Here is a 25,132-nt window from a genome sequence, read left to right on the forward strand (position 1 = left end):
ACACTCATATTTAATCCCTATATTTTCTATTTCAATTTTATCATTTTTGAAATAAGAAAACAAATTTTACTGGTTCAGTTTTAGGGGTTCATTATAGTATTTTAACTAACTTTATTCTTAATGCATATAAGATGTTAATAATTATTATAATATTTAACGAAATGTCTATCTTTCTCACTATTTTTACACTATATTTTTTTATAGTTATAAAATTAAGGAGTTAAATATGACTACTATAAATATAATTAATGGAATGATTACTAAAGATGGTAAGAGTGTTGTTCCTAGGGAGTGTCAAGTTGGAATCAGGGTAGAAAATGTTTTTGATTATTTTTCTAGAAATGCAATTGATTTAGATTACTCAGTTCATGATGGGCTTGTAAGTCTTTCTACAAATCATTACTGTGCAAAACAAAAACTAATTAAAGCTCTTTTAGAAGACAAGATGATTAAACCTACGCAGCTTATTACTGCGTAATGTCGTAAACGATCTCTGTTTTATTTTTTATAACTTTAATCTCTTTTACATTTAGTCCTTGAATCTCTAAAGACTTAAACTCTTCAATTGAGTTTATATTACTCTTGGCGAGTGCTCTTAAAACTAAACCTCTGTAAGCCTTAGCCCAGTGACTAACAGTTTTGCCACCTTTTAAAAACTTCATTGTTGTATAGGTTTTATTTGATTTATAAAACTTATCATAATAACCAGCGCGAAGATCTAAAATATCATCATTATTTAAATATAAATCTAATTGGTATGAAAATCTATCTTTATAAAATTTATCGGGAACTATACTACCTATGTTATTTCCTTGTTTTACTTTATAGTTTGCTATTGTGTCTCCACCAAGGATAGGACCATATAGGTTAGAAAAAATAATAGTATTTGTCTTTAAATATTCTACTTGAGCTGCATCTAAAGAGCTTATATCAAGGTAATCATAGGCAACTCCTTGGTATCTCTCTATTGCAGACATAAGTGGTGAGTTAAAGATATCATTTGCATATGCTTCGCAGTCGCTCATTTTTTTAAAACCAAATAACTCTTTGATGGTATCTTCATCCCCACTAGTTGCTATCTTGTTGTATTGCTCTAGTATTGTTTGTCTTGCTTCATTAGAACAAAGCAGTTCTTTTGGAGTCTCTTCACCACCGCTATTCTTCCCTTCAGATGGTGAAAACAGTATTTTTAGCATATAAATCCTTAGTCATTTTGTAGATTATTTTTTATCTAATTGTACCTACTTAAATGATATAATAGGTAAAAAAATATGGGGGTTTCTTGTGAAAAAGATTCTAATGTCTATTTTTATTACTTTTTTAAGTGTTGGCATACTTAGTGCAAATGATGCTTTGGGGAGTGTTGAAAAAGTTAATGGAAATGTAAAAGTTAAAAGTGAAAACTCATTTAAAAAAAGTAAGGTAAAAAAATGTCTGGAAATAAAAAAAGGAGACTTAATCACTACTGCTAAAAACGCGAATGTTGTTATTAACCTTTTGGATGGTTCTACTTTAGTCTTAGACGCTTCCTCCACTCTTTATTTTAGCTCAAAAAATATTGCGCAACAAGATAAGGGAAAGGTTTATTATAAAATCACTTCAAGAGATGCAAAGAATGCTCTTAAGGTAAAAACACCTTTTGCTATTATAGGAATTAAGGGAACAACTTTCATCGTAGACTCAAGTGAGAATGCTTCTGTAAAACTAAAAGAGGGTGTTGTTGGTATTCAAAGTGTAAAAGATGAATTTGAACTTTACAGAAAAACTATCCAAGCACAATATGATAAGTTTGTATCCCAACAAGAATCAGAATTTGAAAAGTTTAAGTCCCAGCAAGAAGAAGCAGTAGCTCTTATAACAAAAGAGTTTGATCTTCAAGAGCGAAACACAGTCTCGTTTGATGGAAATAAAGTTGGAGAAAAAGCATGGACTAAAGAAGATGAAGCTGAGTTTGAATATTTTGAAAAACTCATGGGGTCTATAGAGTAAAATGATTAAGGATAAACTTCTCTATATTGGTGTTTTATTACCTATATTTATTGTAACTCTTTTGTTGCATCTATATAAGGTTGAGCCATTTGAGAGTTTTTCACTACTTTATAACGATATAAACTTCGAACTACAAAAAAAAGAACCAAGTCAGGAAATAGTTTTTGTTGCTATAGATGAGCCAAGTGTAAATGAGTTTGGAAGATGGCCATTCAAGAGAGATATAATAGCTAAAGGCATAGATGCTCTTGTTGATGCAGATGTTGTTTTAATGGATATGATTTTCTCTGAGACAACTACAGAGAATGATGATTCAATTTTAGCTGAGTCTCTATCTGGATTAAACTCTAGTGTATGTGGCTTTTTTTTAAGAGATAAGTCTACGCAGAAAATTACAGATGAAGAGTTAGATATATTAGGTGACTCATCTCTTGATATGCTTCAGTCTCAAATATCAGAATTAAATAATCCACAATTCATAAGTGCTCCATTTGCAGAGATAAATATTGTATCAATTTTAGAGTCATGTACTCTAAGTGGAAGTTTTTCTACTCTAAGTGAAAGTGATCATCTTTTTCGCTCTTATCCTATCGCGGTTTATTTTGAAAATATTTTATATCCATCTTTAGCAATGCAAGGTTTGAGACTAAAATTTAATAAGGATATAAATAGAGTAGACGCATCTCATGTAGAAATTAATAAGCATTTAGTAGGTTTAAATGAGAAGGGTTTTATTAGACTAAACTTCTATAATCCCAAGCTTTATAATATAGTATCGTTTTTAGATATTACAATTGGAAAAGTGAAACCACAATATTTCAAAGATAAGATAGTTATTCTTGGAATTACAGAAGTTGGAGCAGGGGATGTTGTAAGTACACCAATTGGTTCTATCCCCGGACCATTACTTCATTACACTTTTATATCTAATCTATTAGAAAATCATCTTATACAAGAACCAAAACATATAACTTCATTTTTGATTGTTTTTATGGTTTTATTGCCATTTATTTTGGTCATTTTATTTAAAAAAATACTTCATAGAGTAGTGATAAATATACTTGTCTATTTATTAGTATATGCTTACATTAGATATCTTTTTGTAACTGAGATGATATATATAGACCTTTTCTATCCTTTAATAGCTTTAGTTCTTAGTTTAGTTTCAATTGAAGCTATTGCATTTACTATACAAGAAAAAAGTGGTAAGTTCATGCGTGGGGCATTTTCTTCTTATCTTTCTGCTGACTTACTTGATAAACTTATACAAAATCCAGATGCACTTTCTCTTGGTGGAGAGAGTAAAGAGCTTAGTATCCTCTTTAGCGATATACGTGGTTTTACAACTATATCTGAGTCAATGGATCCAGTAAGCCTTATTACTTTACTTAACAGATACTTTACTCCAATGACAAATGCAGTCTTAGATAATGGTGGAATGCTTGATAAGTACATAGGAGATGCTGTAATGGCATTCTTTAATGCACCAGTTGATATCAAAAATCATGCAGACGCTTCTTGCAAGAGTGCTTTAGAGATGATACAAAAGTTAGATGAACTAAATGAAGCCTTTATTATTGAAAATATCAATCCCATTCGAATAGGGATAGGAATAAATACGGCAAATGTAGTTGTTGGAAATATGGGTTCTGATACTAGGTTTAACTATACTGTTATTGGTGATGGCGTGAATCTTGCATCTAGAGTAGAAGGTCTAACAAAAAACTATGGGGTTGATATCTTAATTACAGAGTTTACTGTATCAAAGATAAGTAGTGAATTTATATATAGAGAAATAGAACCTGTACAAGTAAAAGGTAAAGATGAAGCAGTGCTTCTATATGAACTAATGCAAGACAATGATAAGTCTAGAGAGATTAAAAGACTATATGACGAGGCACTTAGAATATATAAAAGTGGTGACTTTAAAGAAGCTGTAGTATTATTTACTATATTAGTTAAAGACTATGATGATAAGCCATCAAAATATTTTTTACCACATATTCAAGATGAACAACCATGGGGTGTTCACAAGATGACAACAAAGTAGCAAGGAAATTATAATGAAACATGCAAGAAGCTTAGGTGCAAACGAAATACTACAAATGATATTTACATATCTGACCGAAGTCTCTTCTTTAAGAGAATATAACGATATTATTATGGTTCTAGCAAATATGGGTAGAGCACTTACTTCTTCTGATAGATGTACAGTCTGGGTAGTAGATGAAGAAAAGCAAGAGATATGGACAAAGGTAGCTCATGGTATTGAAGCTATACGACTTCCAATGGACTCCGGAATAGTAGGTACTTCTATTACAAGTGGTGAAAAGATTATTATTGATGATGTTTACCTTGATGATAGATTTAATCCAGAGATAGATAAGAAGACCGGTTACAGAACAAAAAGTATGATGGTTATACCTATGTTCGACAATGATGATCAAATTATCGGTGCATTTCAGGTTATAAATCATCAAGGTGAAAAAGGTATTTTTGATATAAAAGATATGGAACGTCTAATGTTGGCAAGTACATACGCGGCTGAGACACTTATTTCTGCACGTTTAACTATTGAAATAGAAGATACCCAAAGAGAAGTTGTACTTATTATGGGTGCAGTTGCTGAGAGTAGAAGTAAAGAGACAGGAAATCATGTAAAGAGGGTTGCCGAGTACTGTAAGATTTTAGGACTGGCATATGGTATGGATGAAAAAGAAGCAGAGCTTTTGAAGCAGGCTGCTCCTATACATGATATAGGTAAGATAGCTATTCCAGACTCTGTATTAAAAAAACCAGGTCGCTTTAATGATGAAGAGAGAAAAATAATGGACACTCATGCAGAGCTTGGGTTCAGTATGATTAAGAACTCTGACAGACCACTTCTTCAAGCTGCAGCAATAGTAGCATATCAGCATCATGAAAAATGGAATGGTAATGGATACCCAAGAAAACTAAAAGGTGAAGAGATCCATGTGTATGGCCGTATAACTGCTTTAGCTGATGTATTTGATGCCTTGGGTTCTGATAGGGTATATAAAAAGGCATGGAGTGATGATAGGATATTTGATTTATTTAAAGAAGAAAGAGGTCAACACTTCGATCCAAAGCTGATAGACCTATTTTTTGAGAATTTAGTTAAAATATTAGAAGTTAGAGAAGAGTTTAAAGATATATATCAAGAAGAAGTAAAAGCTCAGAGTATAAATACAAAACAAATTCAAATACTTGGAGCTTATGGAACAAGAGCAAAAGGTTTTGGAACAAGTTCCTTTTTACTAAATAAAAATAATGTAATAGATGCAGGAAATATATTAGTTACATTAGATGAGGAAAGTATACATATAGAAAATATATGGCTTACTCATTCGCATCTAGATCATATTAGCGATATTGCCTATATATTAGATAATTATTTTTCTATGAGAACTAAAACTTTAAATATTTTAGGACTACCTGCAACTATAAAAGCTCTTAAAAAACATTTTTTTAATAATCTTATCTGGCCAGACTTTTCAAAAATAACTTTAACAAAGTCAGATACTCCAGCACTATCTTATACAGAAATAGAATTGGGTAAAGAGTATTCATTAAATGATAATGAATCAATAGAGCCATTTAAAACTGACCATACAGTTCCAAGTTGTGGATATATTTTTAAAAGAGATGGTGATTCAGTATTAATTACAGCAGATACTTATGATTTAGATAATGTAATTGAGATAATTGATACAAGAAAAGATATAAATTCTATAGTTATAGAATGTTCTTTTCCATCTAGCATGCCAATTCTTGCAAAAGAGAGTAAACATTTAACACCTAAATTATTATTTGAAAGTATAAAAAACATAAAAAGAAATGATTTTCGCTTGTACATAAATCATATTAAGCCTAGCTTCTTAATGAAAATAACGGAGGAAATAGGTGAATATAGGGGTAAATATGAACCAATTGTGCTAAAAGATGAAGATTTTATAAATTTCTCTGAAAAACCCTTGACATAGAAAAGCATTTGGACTATAATTCCCATTCAATTTCGATGCTGACATAGCTCAGTTGGCTAGAGCAGTTGATTTGTAATCAACAGGCCCGGGGTTCAAATCCTCGTGTCAGCACCATTGAAATAGAATATTAGAAACAGTGTTAGACCAGATATTATAAACGGTGGGATAGTCAAGTGGCCAACGACGGCAGACTGTAAATCTGCTCCCTATGGGTTCAGAGGTTCGACTCCTCTTCCCACCACCATTCAATGAAGCTGCGGGAGTAACTCAGTGGCTAGAGTTCCTGCCTTCCAAGCAGGCTGTCGCGAGTTCGAATCTCGTCTCCCGCTCCATTGAAACCTTTTAATTTCTGGAAGCTGAAGTACAATTTCAACTTAAATTACTTCATATATAGAATATTATATAGATATCTATATAGCTTTTAAATCTAATCAAAAAAAACTAATAACAAAATAAAAAAATTATGCAATTATTGCTTGCAAAATTTACTGATAATCATCTGTGCTCTCGTGGCTCAGGGGTAGAGCACTTCCTTGGTAAGGAAGAGGCCGGCGGTTCAAATCCGCTCGTGAGCTCCATCTTGATAATATTAGTTTAAAATTAAGCAATAATTGAATGATTTTTGGGTATAATCCCGTTTCAATTCACAATTAAAGTCGGAGGACACTATGGCAAAAGAAAAGTTTGAGCGTAATAAACCGCATGTAAACATTGGAACTATTGGTCACGTAGATCATGGTAAAACAACATTAACAGCAGCTATTACTGCAGTATTAGCAGTAACAAATGGTGCAGAACTTATGGACTACGATGCAATCGATAATGCTCCAGAAGAAAGAGAGCGTGGTATTACTATCGCTACATCACACGTTGAGTATGAGACTGACATTCGTCACTATGCACACGTTGACTGTCCAGGTCACGCGGATTATGTTAAGAACATGATTACTGGTGCTGCTCAAATGGATGGTGCTATTCTAGTTGTTTCTGCTGCTGATGGCCCAATGCCACAAACACGTGAGCACATTCTTCTTTCTAAGCAAGTTGGTGTTCCATACCTAGTTGTTTTCATGAATAAAGAAGATATGGTTGATGATGAAGAGTTATTAGAATTAGTTGAGATGGAAATTCGTGAACTTCTTGACATGTATGACTTCCCAGGTGACGATACTCCAATCACAGCTGGTTCAGCAACTATGGCTCTTGAAGAAGCTAAATCTGGTACTCTTGGTGAGTGGTCTGCTAAGATTCAAGAATTAATGAAAACTGTTGATGCTTATATCCCTGAGCCAGTTCGTGAAACTGACAGAGATTTCTTAATGCCTGTTGAAGATGTTTTCTCAATTTCTGGTCGTGGAACAGTTGTAACTGGTCGTATCGAACGTGGAACTGTTAAAATTGGCGAAACAGTAGAAATCGTTGGTATTAGAGATACTCAATCAACTACTGTAACTGGCGTTGAAATGTTTCGTAAAGAAATGGATCAAGGTGTAGCTGGTGACAACTGTGGTATTCTAGTTCGTGGTATAGGTAAAGACGATGTTGAGCGTGGTCAAGTACTTTGTAAGCCAGGTACTATTACTCCTCATACTAAGTTTACTGCTGAAATTTATGTATTAAGTAAAGATGAGGGTGGTCGTCATACTCCATTCTTTAATGGTTACCGTCCTCAGTTCTACGTTCGTACTACTGATGTTACTGGTGCAATTACTTTACCAGAAGGTACAGAAATGGTTATGCCAGGTGATAACGTTAGCATAACTGCTGAATTAATTCACCCAATTGCAATGGAACAAGGTACTAAGTTCGCTATCCGTGAAGGTGGTAGAACAGTTGGTGCTGGTGTTGTTGCTGAGATTCTTGCATAGTTCGCTTACGCGAATTTTGCATTAATCCTTTTAAAGGTTATTTAACATGAGAGAAGCGATTCACTTAGGTTGTGAGAAATGTACTAGACGTAATTATCACACAACTAAAAACAAAAAAACTCATACTGAAAAATTTTCAGTAAGAAAATATTGTAAGTTCTGTAGAGAGCATACAACTCACAAAGAGATGAAACTGTAATAGTTTAATCTCTTTTTTGTTTTAAATAGGACTCTGTCCTATTTATCAAAATATAGGCGCATAGCTCCAATGGTAGAGCACCGGATTCCAAATCCGGGTGTTGCGGGTTCGAGTCCCCCTGTGCCTGCCACTTCCATTAATTATTAGTGAAGCTTTAAGCTTTATTTATAATTAATGCACTTTTAGGAAAGTTTAATGAATTTAGGTACACATATAAGAAATGCAAGATCGGAATTAACTAAGGTAATCTTTCCTACGAAAGGTCAGGTTAAACAAGCATATATTTCTGTTTTAATAGTTGTAACTGTAATAGCGGCTTTTTTAGCTTTAGTTGACTTAATTATGTCATCTGTTATGTCTGCAATTTTAGGTTAAGGAGAAAATATGGCACATCAATGGTACTCAATCCAAACATATGGTAGTGAAAGAGCTGTTCGTGAAGCAATCCTTAATATGATAGAAGAAATGGGACTACAAGATTTCATAAAAGAAGTTATTGTTCCAACAGAAGATGTAATCGAAGTAAAAGACGGTAAAAAGAAAATTACTGAACGCTCATTATACTCAGGATATGTTTTTGCAAACATAGACTTAAATACTGAGGTTCAACATTTAATAACTGCTTTACCGAAAGTATCTGGTTTTATTGGTGAGGCAAATACACCAACACCTTTAAGTGATCATGACATTAATGTTATTTTAGATCGTGTTAATAATCGTGCTGCACCTAAACCAAAAGTTTATTTTGATAATGGTGAAACTGTACGTATTATTGATGGTCCATTCGCAAACTTTACTGCAACTGTGGATGAATATGATTTAGAGCATGGTACTCTAAAACTTAATGTTTCAATTTTTGGTAGAGCAACTCCGGTTGATATCTCTTACACTCAAGTTGAAAAAATAATTTAAATTATAAAAAAGGAAAAAATATGGCAAAAAAAGTTATGGACTATATCAAGCTACACATCGAAGCTGGTAAAGCAAACCCTGCACCACCAGTAGGACCAGCATTAGGACAACGTGGTGTTAACATCATGGAATTCACAAAAGCATTCAATGAAAAAACAAAAGATAAAATGGGATTCAAAGTTCCTGTAATTATTACAGTTTATACAGACAGAAGTTTTACTTTTGTTACTAAACAACCACCGGCATCTGCACTTCTTATGAAAGCAGCTGGACTTAAAAAAGGTACTGATAATCCACTTAAAAATAAAGTTGGAAAAATCACTCGTGCTCAATTAATGGAAGTTGTTGAAGCTAAAATACAAGATTTAAATACTGATGACAAAGATATGGCTGCTAATACTTTAGCTGGTTCAGCTCGTTCAATTGGTATCGAAGTAGTAGATTAGTAATCACAATCATCAACCACAATGATTTTAAATTTTGTGGCAGAATTACATAGGAGAATTTGAAAATGAGTAAAAGATATAAACAATTATTAGAAAAAATTGATAATACAAAATCATATGGTGTTACAGATGCATGTAACACAATTAAAGATCTTAAAAGTGCTAAATTTGACGAGACAGTTGAAATTGCTCTTAACTTAAATGTTGATCCAAGACACGCTGACCAAATGGTTCGTGGTGCAATCGTTCTTCCACACGGAACTGGTAAAACTGTTCGTGTTGCTGTTTTTGCAAAAGGCGTTAAAGCTGATGAAGCTAAAGCTGCTGGTGCTGATATCGTTGGTACAGACGATTTAGTTGCGCAAATAAAAGAGGGAATCTTCAACTTCGATGTAGTTGTTGCTGCACCAGATTGTATGGGACTTGTTGGTCAAATTGGTCGTATTCTAGGACCAAAAGGTCTTATGCCTAACCCTAAAACTGGTACAGTAACTCCTGATGTTGCTACTGCTATCAAAAATGTTAAGGGTGGACAAGTTAACTTTAGAGTTGATAAAAAAGGTAATATCCATGCTGGTATTGGTAAAGTTAGTTTCGAAGCTACTCAAATTGCTGAGAATTTAAACTCTATCCTTACTGCGATCAATAAGCAAAAGCCTGCTTCTGCAAAAGGTCGTTATATTAAGAATGCTGCTCTAAGTTTAACTATGAGTCCAGCTGTAAAACTTGATTTAGTAGAACTAGCTGATATTAAATAATTATTAGTAATTTTTAGTGCCTTAATTTTTATTAAGGCACTATAAAGTTACTACTTTGGTAACTGCATTTTATGGACTAAAGATATGGGAGCGAAAGCTTAATCTTACTGCAATGTCAGTATACCTGTTGAAGTGTTGTCTGGAAAGGAGAAAATTCTATGACAAAAACACAAAAAGCTGAAATTATTGAAGTACTTTCTACTGAGTTTAAAGACGCGCAAGCTGTAATCTTTTGTGATTACAAAGGTTTAATCGTTCCTGATTTAGAAAGTTTAAGAAATATCGCACGTGCTAAAGAAGCAAAAGTTCAAGTTGTTAAAAATACTTTAGCAACAATTGCACTAGAAAAAGCTGATTTAACTGGTGTTGAATTAAAAGATACAAACATTCTTGTTTGGGGTAAAGATTCTGTTGCAACTTCTAAAGTTGTTTCTGAATTTGCTAAAGATAATGATAAATTCGTTATTAAATCTGCATATGTAGATCGTGAAGTAGCAGATACTGCTAAAGTTGAAGCATTCGCTAAACTTCCTGGACGTGATGAGTTACTTGGTATGCTTGCAGCTACTTGGATGGCTCCACTTACATGTATCGGATTTGGTCTTAACGCTCTTAAAGATAAAAAAGAAGAAGAAGCTGCTGCATAAGCAGTTGATTCTATATATATAATAAAACAAGGAATTACACATGGCTGTAACTAAAGAAGACGTATTAGAATTTATTTCAGGACTTTCTGTATTAGAACTTTCTGAATTAGTAAAAGAATTTGAAGAAAAATTCGGTGTATCTGCACAACCTGTAGCGGTTGCTGGTGGAGCTGTAGCTGGTGAAGCTGCTGCTGAGCAAACTGAATTTGATGTTGTATTAACTAACGTTGGTGCTAAGAAAATTGGTGTTATTAAAGCTGTTCGTGCTCTTACTGGTCTTGGACTTAAAGAAGCAAAAGAAGCTTGTGAAGCACTACCATCTACAATCAAAGAGGGCGTAGATAAAGATGCTGCTGATGAAGCAAAAGCTGCTTTAGAAGAAGCTGGTGCAACAGTAGAAGTTAAGTAATTACTTAATGCCCCTATCTTGGGGTGCACAGGAAATTTATTTCTTGTGCAAACTGTCAAATTCTGGGCGCTTTTACAATGAGATTTAGTCTCTTTGTAAAAGTGCCCTTATGTCGTTTATAAGCACTATAAAATAAGCTCTTTTTAGAGCCCCACAAAATTTATTCAAGGACGCTTGAATATTACACTAATTACTTATCGAGGTAGCCTATGTTAAACACTTTATACTCCGGAAACCGTCTTCGTGTAGACTTCTCTAAAACTCCTCAACAAATCGAAGTACCAAACTTACTACAACTTCAACAAAGTTCATATGACAACTTTTTGATGCTAGATGCTAAAGATAGAACAGCTAGTGGTATAGAACAAGTATTTCAATCAGTTTTTCCTATTCATGATACTCAAAACAGACTTACTGTTGAATACATTGGTAGTGAAGTTGCAAACCCAAAATATACTGTTAGAGAATGTATGGAACGTGGTCTTACTTATGCTGTTAGCCTAAGAATGAAAACTCGTTTAGTACTTTGGGATAGAGATGAGAACACTAAAGAGAAACTTGGCGTAAAAGATATTAAAGAGCAAAGTATATTTGTTCGTGATATCCCACTTATGACAGAAAGAACTTCATTTATTATTAATGGTGTTGAACGTGTTGTTGTTAATCAGCTTCATAGATCTCCAGGTGTTATTTTTAAAGAAGAAGAATCAACAACTGCTGGAAATAAACTAATCTATACAGGTCAAATTATTCCAGACCGTGGTTCATGGTTATACTTCGAGTATGATCCAAAAGACATCCTTTATATGAGAATTAATAAACGCCGTAAAGTTCCTGTAACTATTATGTTCCGTGCTTTAGGTTATTCTAAACAAGATATTTTAAAACTTTTTTACCCTATACAAATTATTAGTATTGATGATTTAAAATTCACAATGGATTTTAATCCAAGTGATTTTTCTTCAAGACTATCATATGATTTAATTGATACAGATGGTAAAATTCTTGTTTTAGCAGGAAAAAGACTTTCAGTTAAAAAAGCACAAAAGTTTATTGAAGATGGATTAAAGACTGTAGAATATCCACTTGAAACACTACTTGATCGTTATTTAGCTGAACCAATTATTGATCCAGAAACTGGTGAAATTCTTTTTGACACAATGACTCCTCTTGATGAGACTAAACTTAAAAAATTAGCTGAGATTGGAGTAAGTGAATTTAAAATTGCAAATGATTTAGCTGAAGGTGTTGATGGATCAATGATTAATGCATTCAACGCAGATGCAGATTCACTTAAACTACTTAAGCAAACTGAAGAAATAGAAGATGAAAACGATTTAGCTGCAATTCGTATCTATAAAGTTATGAGACCAGGTGAACCAGTTACAAAAGAAGCTGCGAAAATTTTTGTTAATCAACTATTCTTTGATCCTGAAAGATATGACCTAACTAAAGTTGGTCGTATGAAAATGAATCATAAATTAGGTCTTAATATTCCTGAATATGTAACTGTTTTAACTCATGAAGATGTAATTAACTCTGTTAAATATGTTATTAAAGTTAAAAATGGTCAAGGTCATATTGATGATAGAGATCACTTAGGTAATCGTCGTATCCGTTCAATTGGAGAGCTATTAGGTAATGAGTTACATAATGGTCTTGTTAAAATGCAAAAAGCAATTAGAGATAAATTATCTACTATGAGTGGCCCAATGCCAGAGTTAATGCCACATGATTTAATCAACTCAAAAATGATTACTTCTACTATTATGGAATTTTTCTCAGGTGGGCAACTTTCTCAGTTTATGGATCAAACAAATCCACTTTCTGAAGTTACGCATAAGCGTCGTTTATCAGCTCTAGGTGAAGGTGGTCTTGTAAAAGAACGTGCCGGCTTTGAAGTACGTGATGTTCATCCAACTCACTATGGTAGAATCTGTCCAATTGAAACTCCAGAGGGGCAAAATATTGGTCTTATTAATACTCTTGCTACTTACTCAAAAGTAAATGAGCATGGTTTTATTGAAGCACCATATAAAGTAATGAAAGAGGGAAAAGTTCTTGATGAAATTGTTTATCTTACAGCAACTCAAGAAGAAGGCATCAAAATTGCTGCTGCATCTAATAAGTTAGATGATGACGGACAATTTATTGATGAACTAGTTACAACAAGAATTGATGGTGAGATTTTACTTCGTTCAGCTACTGAGTGTTCATATGCTGACCTTTCTTCTCATATGGCTGTTGGTGTTGCAGCTTCACTAATTCCATTTTTAGAGCATGATGATGCCAATCGTGCACTTATGGGATCAAACATGCAACGTCAAGCAGTTCCTCTTCTTAGACCACTAGCTCCAATGGTAGGAACAGGTGTTGAACAACTTGTTGCTCGTGATTCATGGGAGTGTGTAAAAGCTAAGAGATCTGGTGTTGTTGAAAAAGTAGATGGAAAACATATCTATGTTATGGGTGATGATGATGGAGAAATTTATATTGATTATTATCCATTACAAAAGAACCTTCGTACGAATCAAAACACTTCTTTTGCTCAAAAGCCAATTGTAAATGTTGGACAAAAAGTAAGAAAAGGACAAGTTATTGCTGATGGTCCAAATATGGACCAAGGTGAGTTAGCACTTGGTGTTAATGCAATGGTTGCTTTCATGCCTTGGAATGGTTATAACTTTGAGGATGCTATTGTAATCTCTGAGAGATTAATTCGTAAAGATGCATTTACTTCAGTTCATATCTATGAGAAAGAACTAGAAGCTAGAGAGCTTAAGCATGGTGTTGAAGAGATTACTCGTGATATTCCAAATGTTAGAGACGATGAATTAGTTCATTTAGATGAGTCTGGTATTGTTAAAATAGGTACTGCTGTAAGTGTTGGTATGATTTTAGTAGGTAAAGTTTCTCCTAAAGGTGAAGTTAAACCAACTCCAGAAGAGCGTCTACTTCGTGCTATTTTTGGTGAAAAAGCTGGTCACGTTATAAACAAATCACTTTATTGTCCTCCAAGTATGGAAGGTGTTGTAGTTGATGTTAAAATCTTTACAAAAAAAGGTTATGACAAAGATCCACGTGCACTAGAATTAGAAAAAGAAGAGAGAGACTACTTAGAGCGTGAGCACTATGACCGTCTTCTTATGATTGATAAAGAAGAGATGTTAAGAATAACTAAACTTTTAACGAAAGAAGCTTTAGTTAATGATATTAAAATTGCTGATACAGACTATAAGGCTGGTGACATCATTAATGGTGGTGACCTTGTTGAAGTAAATCGTTTTGCAATGAACGCTATTGTTAAATCTTTTTCTGAAAATATTCAAGATGAGTACAACAAAACTAAAAACTACTTTCAAAAAGAGAAAAGACTTTTCCGTGATGAACACGAAGAGAAACTAACTATTTTAGAAAAAGATGACATCCTTGCAAATGGTGTTGTAAAGTATGTAAAAGTTTATATAGCTACTAAACGTCAACTTAAAGTTGGTGATAAAATGGCTGGTCGTCACGGAAATAAAGGTATTGTTTCTATTATAGTTCCAGAAGTTGATATGCCATATATGGAAGACGGAAGAAGTGTTGATGTATGTCTTAATCCTCTAGGTGTTCCATCTCGTATGAATATTGGACAAATTTTAGAAATGCACTTAGGTATGGCAGGTCGTGAACTTGGTAACCAAATCTTAGAGCAGTTTGAAACTAAACAAAAAGATTTTATCGATAACTTACGTGCTAAAATGATAGCTATATCTGATGTAGCAAAATTAATGAACGCATCTAAAGTTATTGGTGAGATGAGTGATGAGAAATTCTTACACTATGCTCGTGATTGGGCAAAAGGTGTTAGATTTGCAACTCCAATTTTCGAAGGTGTAAATGCTGTAGAATTTGCTAAACTATTTGAGTTAGCAAAAATGGATACAGATGGTAAAGTTGTTCTTTATAATGGCCTGACAGGTGAAAAAATTAAAGAGCGTGTTAATGTAGGTTATATGTATATTCTTAAACTACATCACTTGGTTGATGAGAAAATTCATGCTCGTTCAACTGGACCTTACTCTTTAGTTACACAACAGCCGGTTGGTGGTAAAGCACTATTTGGTGGACAAAGATTTGGTGAGATGGAAGTTTGGGCTCTAGAAGCTTATGGAGCTTCTGCAGTTCTTAAAGAAATGCTGACTATTAAATCAGATGATGTTGATGGTCGTGTTCGTGCTTATAAAGCAATTACAAAAGGTGAATTGATACCAGCTTCTGGTATTCCTGAAACACTATTTGTATTAACAAAAGAGCTTCAAGCATTGGCTCTTGATGTAGAGATTTTTGACGAGGTTGAAGACGATGAGTAAATTAGTACCTATTGAAGTAACAGAAGATAAAAGACCAAAAGATATTAAACAGATACAGTTTCGTTTAGCTGCACCTGAGAAAGTAATGTCTTGGAGTCATGGTGAAGTTAAAAAGCCTGAAACTATTAACTACCGTACTCTTAAGCCTGAGCGTGATGGACTTTTTTGTGCGAAAATTTTTGGACCTGTAAGAGACTATGAGTGTCTTTGTGGTAAATACAAAAAGATGCGTTACAAAGGTGTAGTATGTGAGAAATGTGGTGTTGAAGTAACTAGCACTAAAGTTCGTCGTAACCGTATGGGTCACATCGAACTTGTTACTCCTGTTGCACATATCTGGTATGTAAGTTCATTACCTTCAAGAATTGGTACTTTACTTGGTATCAAAATGAAAGATTTAGAACGTGTACTTTATTATGAAGCTTATATCGTTGAATCTGGTGGCGAAGCATATTATGATGCAGAAGCAAAAACACCAGTTTTACAATATGATGTTTTAAATGAAGAGCAATACCGTACTTTAGTTCAAAGATTTGGCGAATTAGGCTTTAAAGCTCGTATGGGTGGTGAAGTTGTTCGTGATTTGCTAGATTCAATTGATTTAGTTGATTTATTTACTCAACTTAAAGAAGACATTGAACTTACAAAATCTGAAGCAAAAAGAAAAACAATTGCAAAAAGACTTAAGGTTATTGAGTCTTTCTTAAACTCTGGAAACAATCCTGCTTGGATGATGTTAACTGTTTTACCAGTTCTTCCACCAGATTTAAGACCTCTTGTTTCACTTGATGGTGGTAAGTTTGCTGTTTCTGATGTTAATGATTTATATCGTCGTGTTATTAACCGTAACCAACGTCTTAAGCGTCTAGTTGAACTAGAAGCTCCAGAGATTATTGTTCGTAATGAAAAGCGTATGCTACAAGAGTCTGTAGATGCACTATTTGATAATGGTCGTCGTGCAAATGCTGTTAAAGGTGCTAATAAGCGTCCTCTAAAATCATTAAGTGAAATTATTAAAGGTAAGCAAGGACGTTTCCGTCAAAACTTACTTGGTAAGCGTGTTGACTTCTCTGGACGTTCTGTAATTGTTGTTGGACCTTCTTTAGCTATGGATGAATGTGGATTACCTAAAAAAATGGCTCTTGAGCTATTTAAGCCACACTTGATTGCTAAACTTGAAGATAAAGGTTATGCAACTACAGTTAAAGCTGCTAAGAAGATGATTGAAGACAAAACAAACGAAGTTTGGGAATGTCTAGCTGAGATTGTTGATGGTTATCCAATTATGCTTAACCGTGCACCAACACTTCATAAGCTTTCAATTCAAGCGTTTCATCCGAAACTTATTGATGGTAAAGCTATTCAACTTCACCCATTAGTTTGTGCTGCATTTAATGCTGACTTCGATGGTGACCAAATGGCTGTACACGTACCTTTATCTTCTGCTGCTATTGCAGAGTGTAAAGTACTAATGCTTGCATCTATGAACATTATGCTTCCTGCATCTGGTAAAGCTATTGCTACACCATCTCAGGATATGGTTCTTGGACTATACTACATTACTTTAGAAAAGAATGGTGTAAAAGGTTCAAATAAACTTTTTGCAAATGTTGATGAAGTTAGAATTGCTATTGAGCATGATGCACTTGACCTTCACGCTAAAGTAAGAACTAGAATTGATGGTAGAATAATTCACACAACAGCTGGTCGTATGCTTCTTAAAGCTGTACTTCCTGATTTTGTTCCTTCTGAACTTTGGAATAGAGTTATGAAGAAAAAATACATCAATGAAGTTGTTGATTATGTTCAAAAACACGGTGGTATTGGTGTGACTGCATCTTTCCTTGATAATTTAAAAGATCTTGGTTTCAAACATGCAACTGAATCTGGTGTTTCTATATCTATTGCTGATATTATTATTCCAGAAGGAAAAGAAGCAAAAGTTACAGAGTCTAAAAACAGAGTAATAGAAATTCAAAAACAATTTGAAGCTGGTCTTTTAACTGAACAAGAAAGATACAATAAAATTATTGATGTTTGGACAGATACAAATAATACTCTAGCATCTCAGATGATGGACCTTGTTCAAACTGATAAAGATGGTTTTAACTCTATTCACATGATGGCTGATTCTGGTGCTCGTGGTTCTGCTGCACAAATTCGTCAACTAGCTGGTATGCGTGGGCTTATGGCTAAACCAAGTGGTGATATTATTGAAACACCAATTGTGTCAAACTTTAAAGAGGGTCTTAACGTAATTGAGTACTTCATTTCTACTCACGGTGCTAGAAAAGGTCTTGCCGATACAGCACTTAAGACAGCAAATGCAGGTTACTTAACTCGTAAACTTGTTGATGTTGCGCAAAATGTTAAGATTGTTGAGCATGACTGTCATACTCACGAAGGTATAGAAATTTCAGATATTTCTGATCAAAATACTTTAATCGAGTCTTTAGAAGACAGACTTAACGGTAGAGTTTTAGCTGATGATATCATAGACCCAATTTCTAATGAGATTTTATTTGCTGAGGGAACTCTTCTTGATGAAGTTAGTGCTAAGGTTATTTCAGAAGCTGGAATTAAAACTGCACATATTAGAACTCCTACAACTTGTAAAAGTGAAAAAGGTATTTGTGCTCTATGTTATGGTGTTAACCTTGCAACTGGACACATTGTTCGTACTGGTGAAGCAGTTGGAATCATTGCTGCACAGTCAATTGGTGAGCCTGGTACACAACTAACACTTCGTACATTCCACGTTGGTGGAACAGCAAGTTCAACTGCACAAGAACGTCAGGTTGTTGCTCAGAGAGAAGGTTTTATTCGTTACTATAACCTTAAAACTTATGTTTCTAAAGAAGGCAAAAATATAGTTGCTAACAGAAGAAATGCTGCTGTACTTTTAGTTGAACCTAAAATTAAAGCTCCATTCGCTGGTAAAGTTGAAATTCAAACTGTTCATGATGAAGTTATAATCAGTATCGCATCTGCTGATGAGACTATTCGTTATGCTCTTCGTAAAAATGAAATTGCTAAACCAAATGAATTAGCTGGTGTTGCTGGTCAAATTGAAGGTAAATACTACTTCCCATATGAAAGTGGAACTGAAGTAGCTGAAGATGAGTCAATTGTTGAAACTATTAAAGATGGTTGGAATGTACCAAGTCGTATTCCATACGCGTCTGAAATATTAGTTGACAATGGTGCACCTGTAACTCAAAAAATATTAGCAAAAGAAGATGGTACTGTTAAATACTTCCTACTTAAAGGTGATTATTTAGAAAGATTTGATGGTCTTAAAGCTGGATATGAAGTTGTAGAAAAAGGTTTATTTGCTACTGTGGTTGATTCAAATCACCGTGAAGCAATCAGACATTACATCGCTCGTGGATCAGTTATAGTTACTGAAGATGATGCTATTGTAGATTCTACTACTCTAATTGCTAAACCTACTAGTGATGAGTCAACTGTTATTGCTGAGTGGGATCCATATTCTAATCCAGTTATTACTGAAGCGAATGGTACTGTTAAATATGAAGATATTATTGCAGGTACTACGGCAACTGAACAACTTGATGAGTTAACTGGTAAAACACGTCTAATGATTAATGACCATATATCAGCTGAATACAAACCAACAATTGTACTTGCAACTGAAGATGGTGAATTACTAAGATATGCAATTAGTCCTAAGTCATCTCTATTTGTAGAAGATGGTGCAACTGTTAAAGTAGCAGATATTATTGCTAAGACACCTAAAGCACTTCAAAAATCATCAGATATTACAGGGGGTCTTCCTCGTGTATCTGAACTTTTTGAAGGTCGTCGTCCAAAAGCTACTGCATTAATCTCTGAGATTGATGGTACAGTAAGCTTTGGTAAACCACTACGTGGTAAAGTACGTATTGTTATTGCTTCTGAAAATGGAATTGTTAAAGAGTACTTTGTAGATAAATCACATGTTGCAGTTGTTGCAGTTGGTGACTTTGTTCACGCTGGTGAGAGACTTACTACTGGTATTATTTCTTCACACGAACTACTTCGTATTATGGGTGTTAAAGCACTTTACAACTACCTAGTAAGTGAAGTTCAACAAGTTTACCGTTCTCAAGGTGTTAATATCGCAGATAAGCATATCGAAGTAATTTTTACGCAAATGCTTAGACAAATTAGAATTGTTAAATCTGGAGATACTAAGTTTATTCAAGGTGACTTGATTTCTAAAGCTAAATTTAAAGCTGAGAATGAAAAGATTACTCGTCTTGGTGGTCGTCCTGCGATTGCTGAGCCATTCTTAGTTGGTATCACTAGAGCTGCTGTTGCTGCAGATAGTATTATCTCAGCTGCATCTTTTCAAGATACAACTAAAGTTCTTACTGAGGCAGCTGTTTCAGCTAAGATTGATGATCTTAATGACCTTAAAGAAAATGTTATTATTGGTCGTACTATTCCTGTTGGAACTGGTATTTATAAAGATCAAGAAATTATTCTTAACTCAGAAGAAGACTAAAATATTATTAAAGAAATCATTTAGTGATTTCTTTTGAAAACTTACCTCTTTTTTAGAGGTATGTTTCTTAGCCATATTTACACTGAAGTCTATTTATTAAAGCTTTTAATTCTCATTCCAAACCATAAATATTAATCCACACTTAAAATAAGCTAACTTTAATTACATTTTCTGTACTATTACGCGTCTATAACTCCCTAAAAATAGTGAGTTAAATTCTACTGGAAAAATAAAGTAAAGGAATTGTATGCCTACAATCAATCAATTGATTCGTAAAGAGCGTAAACGTGTGATTAAGAAATCAAAATCACCAGCTCTTGTATCGTGTCCACAGCGTCGTGGTGTTTGTACTCGTGTTTACACAACTACACCAAAAAAACCTAACTCGGCTTTAAGAAAAGTTGCAAAAGTTAGATTAACTTCAGGTTTTGAAGTTATTTCTTATATCGGTGGTGAAGGTCATAATCTTCAAGAACACTCAATAGTTCTTGTTCGTGGTGGTCGTATTAAAGATTTACCTGGTGTTAAGTATCACATCGTTCGTGGTGCATTAGATACTGCTGGTGTTGCTAATCGTATGGTTGCTCGTTCTAAATATGGAACTAAGAGACCTAAAAAATAGTCATTAGACTAGAATATTCAAGCTAGCTACAGGACAGTAATTGTTTTGAGTAAATTTGAAAAAATTGAAGAAAAGGAAATTCTAAATGAGAAGAAGAAAAGCTCCCGTTCGTGAAATTATGCCTGACCCAGTTTATGGAAGCAAAGTTTTAACGAAATTTATAAATAAAATTATGTTAGATGGTAAAAAATCTACAGCAGAAAAAATCATTTACAGTGCAATGGATATCATTAGCTCTCGTGGTGAAAAAACTGGTATAGATACATTTAATGAAGCTATTGAGAATATTAAACCAATTATTGAAGTAAAAAGTCGCCGTGTTGGTGGTGCTACTTATCAAGTTCCAGTAGAAGTACGCCCGGTACGTCAATTATCATTATCAATCAGATGGTTGATTGATTCTGCTCGTAAGAGAAATGAAAGAACTATGGCTGAGAGATTAGCAAATGAATTAATGGATGCTTCATCTGATAAAGGTAATGCATTTAAGAAGAAAGAAGATACATACAGAATGGCTGAAGCAAATAAAGCATTTGCTCACTATCGCTGGTAATATTCTATTTTCAACGCTAAGGGAAGAAATTCCCTTAACTCCGTTAACACTTAAGTTATACTCAGTATAAAACTCAAATTTGTTTACAAGTTTTTTTAGTGTTGACAACAATATTGACAGCTCTTTTGTAAGTAAAAAAACTTTACTTATAAAAGAGCTTATCTCTCAACTAATATAACAAGGTACTAAACATGGCAAGAAGTCACAAACTAAATGATGTAAGAAATATCGGTATTGCTGCACACATTGATGCAGGTAAAACTACGGCAACAGAAAGAATTTTATTCTATACTGGTGTTGAACATAAAATCGGTGAAGTTCACGATGGTGCTGCTACTATGGACTGGATGGAACAAGAACAAGAACGTGGAATTACAATTACTTCTGCTGCAACAACTTGTGAGTGGGAAGGTAAACAGATCAATATTATTGATACTCCGGGCCACGTTGACTTTACAATTGAAGTTGAGCGTTCTATGCGTGTACTTGATGGTGCTGTTTCAGTATTCTGTGCTGTTGGTGGTGTACAGCCTCAATCAGAAACAGTTTGGAGACAAAGAAACCGTTATAAAGTTCCATCTATTGTTTTTGTTAACAAAATGGATAGAACTGGTGCAGATTTTTTCGAAGTTGAAACTCAAATTCGTGAAAGACTAAAAGGTAATCCAGTTCCTATTCAGGTGCCAATTGGTGCAGAAGCTGAATTTGACGGTGTTGTAGATTTAGTTAAAATGAAAGCTATTGTTTGGGATAAAGATGCTGCTATGGGTTCTAATTACCACGTAGAAGAGATTCCTGCAAACCTACAAGACAAGTGTGATGAATATAGAGAGAAGATGCTAGAGTCAATCTCTGAAGTTGATGGAAATGAAGCATTTGCTGAGAAGTTTTTAGAAGGTGAAGAGATTTCTGAAGAAGAAATTACTGCAGCTATCAAAGAAGCAACTCTTGGTATGGCAATTGTTCCTATGACTTGTGGTACAGCATTTAAAAACAAAGGTATTCAAACATTACTTGATGCAGTTGTTGCTTATATGCCATCTCCTATGGAATCAGCTGCCATTGAGGGTACTTTGATGGATGATGAAGAAGTTCACGTTGCAGTTCCATCAACTGATGATGGTGATTTCGCAGCACTAGCTTTTAAAATTATGACTGACCCATTTGTTGGTGTACTAACATTTATCCGTGTTTACCGTGGTTCTCTAGAATCTGGTTCATTCGTGCATAACTCTACTAAAGATAAGAAAGAAAGAATTGGCCGTATCGTTAAGATGCATGCTATTAAACGTGAAGAAGTTAAAGAGATTTATGCAGGTGAAATCGGTGCAGTTGTTGGTCTTAAAGCAACTACTACTGGTGATACTCTATGTACTGGTGAAGAGAAAGTTGTTCTTGAGAGAATGGACTTTCCAGAACCAGTTATCTCTGTTGCTGTTGAGCCTAAAACTAAAGCTGACCAAGAAAAAATGGGAATTGCTTTAAGTAAACTTGCTGCTGAAGATCCATCTTTTAAAGTTCATACTGATGAAGAAACTGGTCAGACTATTATTTCTGGAATGGGTGAGCTTCACCTTGAAATCCTAGTTGATAGAATGAGAAGAGAATTTGCTGTTGAAGCTGAAGTTGGTGCTCCTCAAGTTTCTTACCGTGAGTCAATTAAAGATAAAGTTAATCAAGAATACAAATATGCTAAACAATCTGGTGGTCGTGGTGCATTTGGTCATGTTTACCTTACTATTCAACCGGGTGATGCTGGAACAGGTTTCGTATTCCACAACAATATTAAAGGTGGAGCAATTCCAAAAGAATTTATTCCTGCTGTTGAGAAGGGTTGTAAAGAAACTATGAGTAATGGTGTTCTTGCTGGTTATCCAATGGAAGATATTGATATTACATTATATGATGGTTCATACCATGATGTAGATTCAAATGAAATGGCATTTAAACTTGCTGCTTCAATGGGTTTCAAAGAAGGTTGTCGTAAAGCTAGTCCTTCAATACTTGAACCAATGATGAAAGTTGAAGTTGAAGTTCCTGAAGATTACATGGGTGACGTTATCGGTGACCTTAACCGTCGTCGTGGTCAAATTAACAACATGGGTGAGCGTTCAGGCAACAAAATTGTTGATGCATTTGTTCCACTTGCTGAAATGTTTGGTTACTCAACTGACCTTCGTTCTGCAACTCAAGGACGTGCTACATACTCAATGGAATTTGATCACTATGAAGAAGTTCCAAGAAATGTTTCTGAAGAAATTCAGAAAAAGAGAAACGGCTAATATATTTGCCTTTACTCCCTCTTTGAGGGAGTATCCCTTCACTCTAACAAATCTCTACTATTTATTATTTTTACCTCTTTTAATTAACCTTAATATAAAAGCAATTAATGCTCTAAAAAAGTATAGAACCAAATATATAAAAAACGTATATAAAAGCGGATGTATATAATTTGCCTTTTCTTGCATTAGTCCAAGTCTAATTGTAGGATTACTAATCATATCTGGATGCATTAAAACTATCAGCAGCGTCAGTAGAGCAGTGTAGATTGTAAATTCTTTTTTTAATATCTTAATCATGTGATAATTCTATCATTATTATTCTGATATAATACAAAAAAATAATTTCTACAGGTATTTGATGATTAAATTACTTATTTTATCCCTCCTCTCAACACTATTAATAGCTCAAAATCCAAAGGTATACTCCGCATTAGGTGATGTAATATATAATAATGTTGAGAATATTGAGAAGTTAAAGAATATAACTTACTATTCAGAATTTGAGGAAAAAATTGATTCATATGTTAAAGATGTTTATAAGGCAAAAGATATAGGATATGAGATTGAATCTGGTAATAAAAAAGTAGATAAAAAACAATATCTTCAAACTATTAGACAATTGTCAAAAATAAATGATTTTTTTTATAGACTTATAGTTAAATCCTACAAATCTTCAATAATTGATCAAGATAATTTATTTTTCTCAAAAATTATAAATTCTGGCATGATTGATACTAAAAAAAACAAAGATGAAATTTTAGAGTATTACTTTGCTCATAGTTATGACATGAACAGTAGTGGTGTGATACAAAAATATTTAGACGAAGATAAAAAACTCAAACAAAAGCAAACTGTATCTAAGAAACAAACTTTGAGTAAAAAACAGATACAAGATGCAAAGATTAAACGAATACGTGAAAAAGATAAAGCCAAACAAGAGTCAATTCAAAAAACTTTAGAAGATGAACTTATTAAAAAAAAGAGTGATATTCGTAAAGAACAAGTAGAAGAACTAACTAAATCCAATTAAACCCTTCGTCCTCCTCCGGTCTCCCTTGTAGTGTAACAAATGGCTTATAATCAGCCTTATAAGATAGAGATGAACAATCTTTTACGTAGTATCCTAAATATATCCAATCTTTATTTTTTGTATTAGCAAATTCGATTTGAAAAAGAAGCGATAATTTTCCAAGGCTATACTTTATATAATCAGGGTCATAATAAAAATATATAGATGATATTCCATCTTCTAATATGTCTATTAAGTCAACTGCAATTAGCTTATCATCATGATAATATAGTATCTCATATCCAAAACCGTTATGGCCGTTTACAAATGAACTATAATAGTTTTGAGGATTTGTTTTACTATGTTCCCAATTTTTTTTCTCTTTCATATATAGATGGTACTTTTCAAATAAATCTATATGAGCTTTAGTCATAGTAGGTGTTTGTATATAACTTTTAATAAAAGTTGCTTTTTTCATAACTCTTCTGTGAGATTTTGAAAATTTAAAATTTTTAACATCTATTTTTATACTTTTACACTCATCACAATGAGAGCATACAGGTCTAAAG

The 25,132-nt window shown here is 33.8% G+C and carries 20 protein-coding genes and 5 tRNA genes; 23 read left to right on the plus strand and 2 right to left on the minus strand.

Annotated features, from left to right (window positions below):
- Positions 1-226: 226 nt before the first annotated feature.
- Positions 227-478, plus strand: coding sequence for a hypothetical protein (locus QZZ48_RS06140; RefSeq protein ID WP_294963168.1), 252 nt, complete (start codon positions 227-229; stop codon positions 476-478).
- On the opposite strand, the gene QZZ48_RS06145 is transcribed toward QZZ48_RS06140, so the two are convergent.
- Positions 468-1,196 carry a YaaA family protein gene (locus tag QZZ48_RS06145; RefSeq protein ID WP_294963171.1) on the minus strand — a complete coding sequence of 243 codons (729 nt, stop codon included), beginning with the start codon at positions 1,194-1,196 and terminating at the stop codon, positions 468-470. The two genes, QZZ48_RS06140 and QZZ48_RS06145, sit on opposite strands and share 11 nt — an antisense overlap.
- An 88-nt stretch (positions 1,197-1,284) precedes the next feature.
- On the opposite strand from QZZ48_RS06145, the gene QZZ48_RS06150 reads away from it, so the two are divergent.
- The 22 genes from QZZ48_RS06150 to QZZ48_RS06255 all read left to right on the plus strand — a co-directional run bounded on the left by QZZ48_RS06150 (position 1,285) and on the right by QZZ48_RS06255 (position 24,584).
- A complete protein-coding gene (locus QZZ48_RS06150; RefSeq protein ID WP_294963174.1) occupies positions 1,285-1,989 on the plus strand; it encodes a FecR family protein in 705 nt (234 codons plus the stop codon).
- Between the two features lies 1 nt (position 1,990).
- Positions 1,991-4,039, plus strand: coding sequence for an adenylate/guanylate cyclase domain-containing protein (locus tag QZZ48_RS06155; protein WP_294963177.1), 2,049 nt, complete (start codon positions 1,991-1,993; stop codon positions 4,037-4,039).
- Positions 4,040-4,052: 13 nt separating this feature from the next.
- On the plus strand, positions 4,053-5,993 hold the full coding sequence (locus QZZ48_RS06160) for an HD domain-containing phosphohydrolase (RefSeq protein ID WP_294963180.1): 1,941 nt from the start codon (positions 4,053-4,055) through the stop codon (positions 5,991-5,993).
- 37 nt (positions 5,994-6,030) lie between these two features.
- Positions 6,031-6,107, plus strand: a tRNA-Thr gene (locus tag QZZ48_RS06165).
- Between the two features lie 45 nt (positions 6,108-6,152).
- Positions 6,153-6,237, plus strand: a tRNA-Tyr gene (locus QZZ48_RS06170).
- A gap of 12 nt (positions 6,238-6,249) precedes the next feature.
- A tRNA-Gly gene (locus tag QZZ48_RS06175) sits at positions 6,250-6,325 on the plus strand.
- A gap of 171 nt (positions 6,326-6,496) precedes the next feature.
- Positions 6,497-6,571 (plus strand) — tRNA-Thr (locus tag QZZ48_RS06180).
- Positions 6,572-6,661: 90 nt separating this feature from the next.
- A complete protein-coding gene (gene tuf / locus QZZ48_RS06185) occupies positions 6,662-7,861 on the plus strand; it encodes an elongation factor Tu (RefSeq protein WP_294963183.1) in 1,200 nt (399 codons plus the stop codon).
- Positions 7,862-7,907: 46 nt separating this feature from the next.
- Positions 7,908-8,060, plus strand: a complete 153-nt coding sequence (rpmG, locus tag QZZ48_RS06190) for a 50S ribosomal protein L33 (RefSeq protein ID WP_294963186.1) — start codon at positions 7,908-7,910, stop codon at positions 8,058-8,060.
- 54 nt (positions 8,061-8,114) lie between these two features.
- Positions 8,115-8,190 (plus strand) — tRNA-Trp (locus QZZ48_RS06195).
- 65 nt (positions 8,191-8,255) lie between these two features.
- Positions 8,256-8,435, plus strand: coding sequence for a preprotein translocase subunit SecE (gene secE, locus QZZ48_RS06200; RefSeq protein WP_294963189.1), 180 nt, complete (start codon positions 8,256-8,258; stop codon positions 8,433-8,435).
- 9 nt (positions 8,436-8,444) lie between these two features.
- Positions 8,445-8,972, plus strand: coding sequence for a transcription termination/antitermination protein NusG (gene nusG, locus QZZ48_RS06205; protein ID WP_294963192.1), 528 nt, complete (start codon positions 8,445-8,447; stop codon positions 8,970-8,972).
- Between the two features lie 20 nt (positions 8,973-8,992).
- Positions 8,993-9,418, plus strand: a complete 426-nt coding sequence (rplK, locus tag QZZ48_RS06210; protein ID WP_294963195.1) for a 50S ribosomal protein L11 — start codon at positions 8,993-8,995, stop codon at positions 9,416-9,418.
- A gap of 65 nt (positions 9,419-9,483) precedes the next feature.
- The gene (gene rplA, locus QZZ48_RS06215) at positions 9,484-10,176 is read left to right on the plus strand and encodes a 50S ribosomal protein L1 (protein WP_294963198.1); all 693 of its coding nucleotides are present in this window, start codon (positions 9,484-9,486) and stop codon (positions 10,174-10,176) included.
- Between the two features lie 158 nt (positions 10,177-10,334).
- Positions 10,335-10,823, plus strand: coding sequence for a 50S ribosomal protein L10 (gene rplJ / locus QZZ48_RS06220; protein WP_294963201.1), 489 nt, complete (start codon positions 10,335-10,337; stop codon positions 10,821-10,823).
- 40 nt (positions 10,824-10,863) lie between these two features.
- On the plus strand, positions 10,864-11,232 hold the full coding sequence (rplL, locus tag QZZ48_RS06225; protein WP_294963204.1) for a 50S ribosomal protein L7/L12: 369 nt from the start codon (positions 10,864-10,866) through the stop codon (positions 11,230-11,232).
- Between the two features lie 209 nt (positions 11,233-11,441).
- Positions 11,442-15,587 carry a DNA-directed RNA polymerase subunit beta gene (rpoB, locus tag QZZ48_RS06230; RefSeq protein ID WP_294963207.1) on the plus strand — a complete coding sequence of 1,382 codons (4,146 nt, stop codon included), beginning with the start codon at positions 11,442-11,444 and terminating at the stop codon, positions 15,585-15,587.
- Positions 15,580-20,097 carry a DNA-directed RNA polymerase subunit beta' gene (rpoC, locus tag QZZ48_RS06235; protein ID WP_294963209.1) on the plus strand — a complete coding sequence of 1,506 codons (4,518 nt, stop codon included), beginning with the start codon at positions 15,580-15,582 and terminating at the stop codon, positions 20,095-20,097. The genes rpoB and rpoC overlap by 8 nt, the downstream gene beginning before the upstream one ends.
- Before the next feature lie 247 nt (positions 20,098-20,344).
- The gene (gene rpsL / locus QZZ48_RS06240) at positions 20,345-20,719 is read left to right on the plus strand and encodes a 30S ribosomal protein S12 (RefSeq protein ID WP_294963212.1); all 375 of its coding nucleotides are present in this window, start codon (positions 20,345-20,347) and stop codon (positions 20,717-20,719) included.
- Positions 20,720-20,804: 85 nt separating this feature from the next.
- Positions 20,805-21,272: a 30S ribosomal protein S7 gene (rpsG, locus tag QZZ48_RS06245; protein WP_294963214.1), complete on the plus strand. Its 468-nt coding sequence runs from the start codon at positions 20,805-20,807 to the stop codon at positions 21,270-21,272.
- Between the two features lie 191 nt (positions 21,273-21,463).
- Positions 21,464-23,554: an elongation factor G gene (fusA, locus tag QZZ48_RS06250; protein WP_294963217.1), complete on the plus strand. Its 2,091-nt coding sequence runs from the start codon at positions 21,464-21,466 to the stop codon at positions 23,552-23,554.
- A 358-nt stretch (positions 23,555-23,912) separates the two neighbouring features.
- The gene (locus QZZ48_RS06255) at positions 23,913-24,584 is read left to right on the plus strand and encodes a hypothetical protein (protein WP_294963220.1); all 672 of its coding nucleotides are present in this window, start codon (positions 23,913-23,915) and stop codon (positions 24,582-24,584) included.
- Here QZZ48_RS06255 and QZZ48_RS06260 read toward each other — a convergent pair.
- Positions 24,571-25,132: arginyltransferase (locus QZZ48_RS06260; protein ID WP_294963222.1), on the minus strand; the 562-nt coding region annotated here is incomplete at its 5' end. The two genes, QZZ48_RS06255 and QZZ48_RS06260, sit on opposite strands and share 14 nt — an antisense overlap.

The organism is Sulfurimonas sp. (assembly GCF_016744025.1).
Lineage (GTDB): Bacteria > Campylobacterota > Campylobacteria > Campylobacterales > Sulfurimonadaceae > Sulfurimonas.

Coding starts and splice junctions, on each gene's coding strand:
- tuf (WP_294963183.1), top strand. CDS start 6,662: ATGGCAAAAGAAAAGTTTGAGCGTAATAAACCGCATGTAAACATTGGA.
- QZZ48_RS06140 (WP_294963168.1), top strand. CDS start 227: ATGACTACTATAAATATAATTAATGGAATGATTACTAAAGATGGTAAG.
- QZZ48_RS06155 (WP_294963177.1), top strand. CDS start 1,991: ATGATTAAGGATAAACTTCTCTATATTGGTGTTTTATTACCTATATTT.
- nusG (WP_294963192.1), top strand. CDS start 8,445: ATGGCACATCAATGGTACTCAATCCAAACATATGGTAGTGAAAGAGCT.
- secE (WP_294963189.1), top strand. CDS start 8,256: ATGAATTTAGGTACACATATAAGAAATGCAAGATCGGAATTAACTAAG.
- rpoB (WP_294963207.1), top strand. CDS start 11,442: ATGTTAAACACTTTATACTCCGGAAACCGTCTTCGTGTAGACTTCTCT.
- rplL (WP_294963204.1), top strand. CDS start 10,864: ATGGCTGTAACTAAAGAAGACGTATTAGAATTTATTTCAGGACTTTCT.
- rplJ (WP_294963201.1), top strand. CDS start 10,335: ATGACAAAAACACAAAAAGCTGAAATTATTGAAGTACTTTCTACTGAG.
- rpsL (WP_294963212.1), top strand. CDS start 20,345: ATGCCTACAATCAATCAATTGATTCGTAAAGAGCGTAAACGTGTGATT.
- rpsG (WP_294963214.1), top strand. CDS start 20,805: ATGAGAAGAAGAAAAGCTCCCGTTCGTGAAATTATGCCTGACCCAGTT.
- rplK (WP_294963195.1), top strand. CDS start 8,993: ATGGCAAAAAAAGTTATGGACTATATCAAGCTACACATCGAAGCTGGT.
- rplA (WP_294963198.1), top strand. CDS start 9,484: ATGAGTAAAAGATATAAACAATTATTAGAAAAAATTGATAATACAAAA.
- QZZ48_RS06160 (WP_294963180.1), top strand. CDS start 4,053: ATGAAACATGCAAGAAGCTTAGGTGCAAACGAAATACTACAAATGATA.
- QZZ48_RS06145 (WP_294963171.1), bottom strand. CDS start 1,196: ATGCTAAAAATACTGTTTTCACCATCTGAAGGGAAGAATAGCGGTGGT.
- rpoC (WP_294963209.1), top strand. CDS start 15,580: ATGAGTAAATTAGTACCTATTGAAGTAACAGAAGATAAAAGACCAAAA.
- QZZ48_RS06255 (WP_294963220.1), top strand. CDS start 23,913: ATGATTAAATTACTTATTTTATCCCTCCTCTCAACACTATTAATAGCT.
- fusA (WP_294963217.1), top strand. CDS start 21,464: ATGGCAAGAAGTCACAAACTAAATGATGTAAGAAATATCGGTATTGCT.
- rpmG (WP_294963186.1), top strand. CDS start 7,908: ATGAGAGAAGCGATTCACTTAGGTTGTGAGAAATGTACTAGACGTAAT.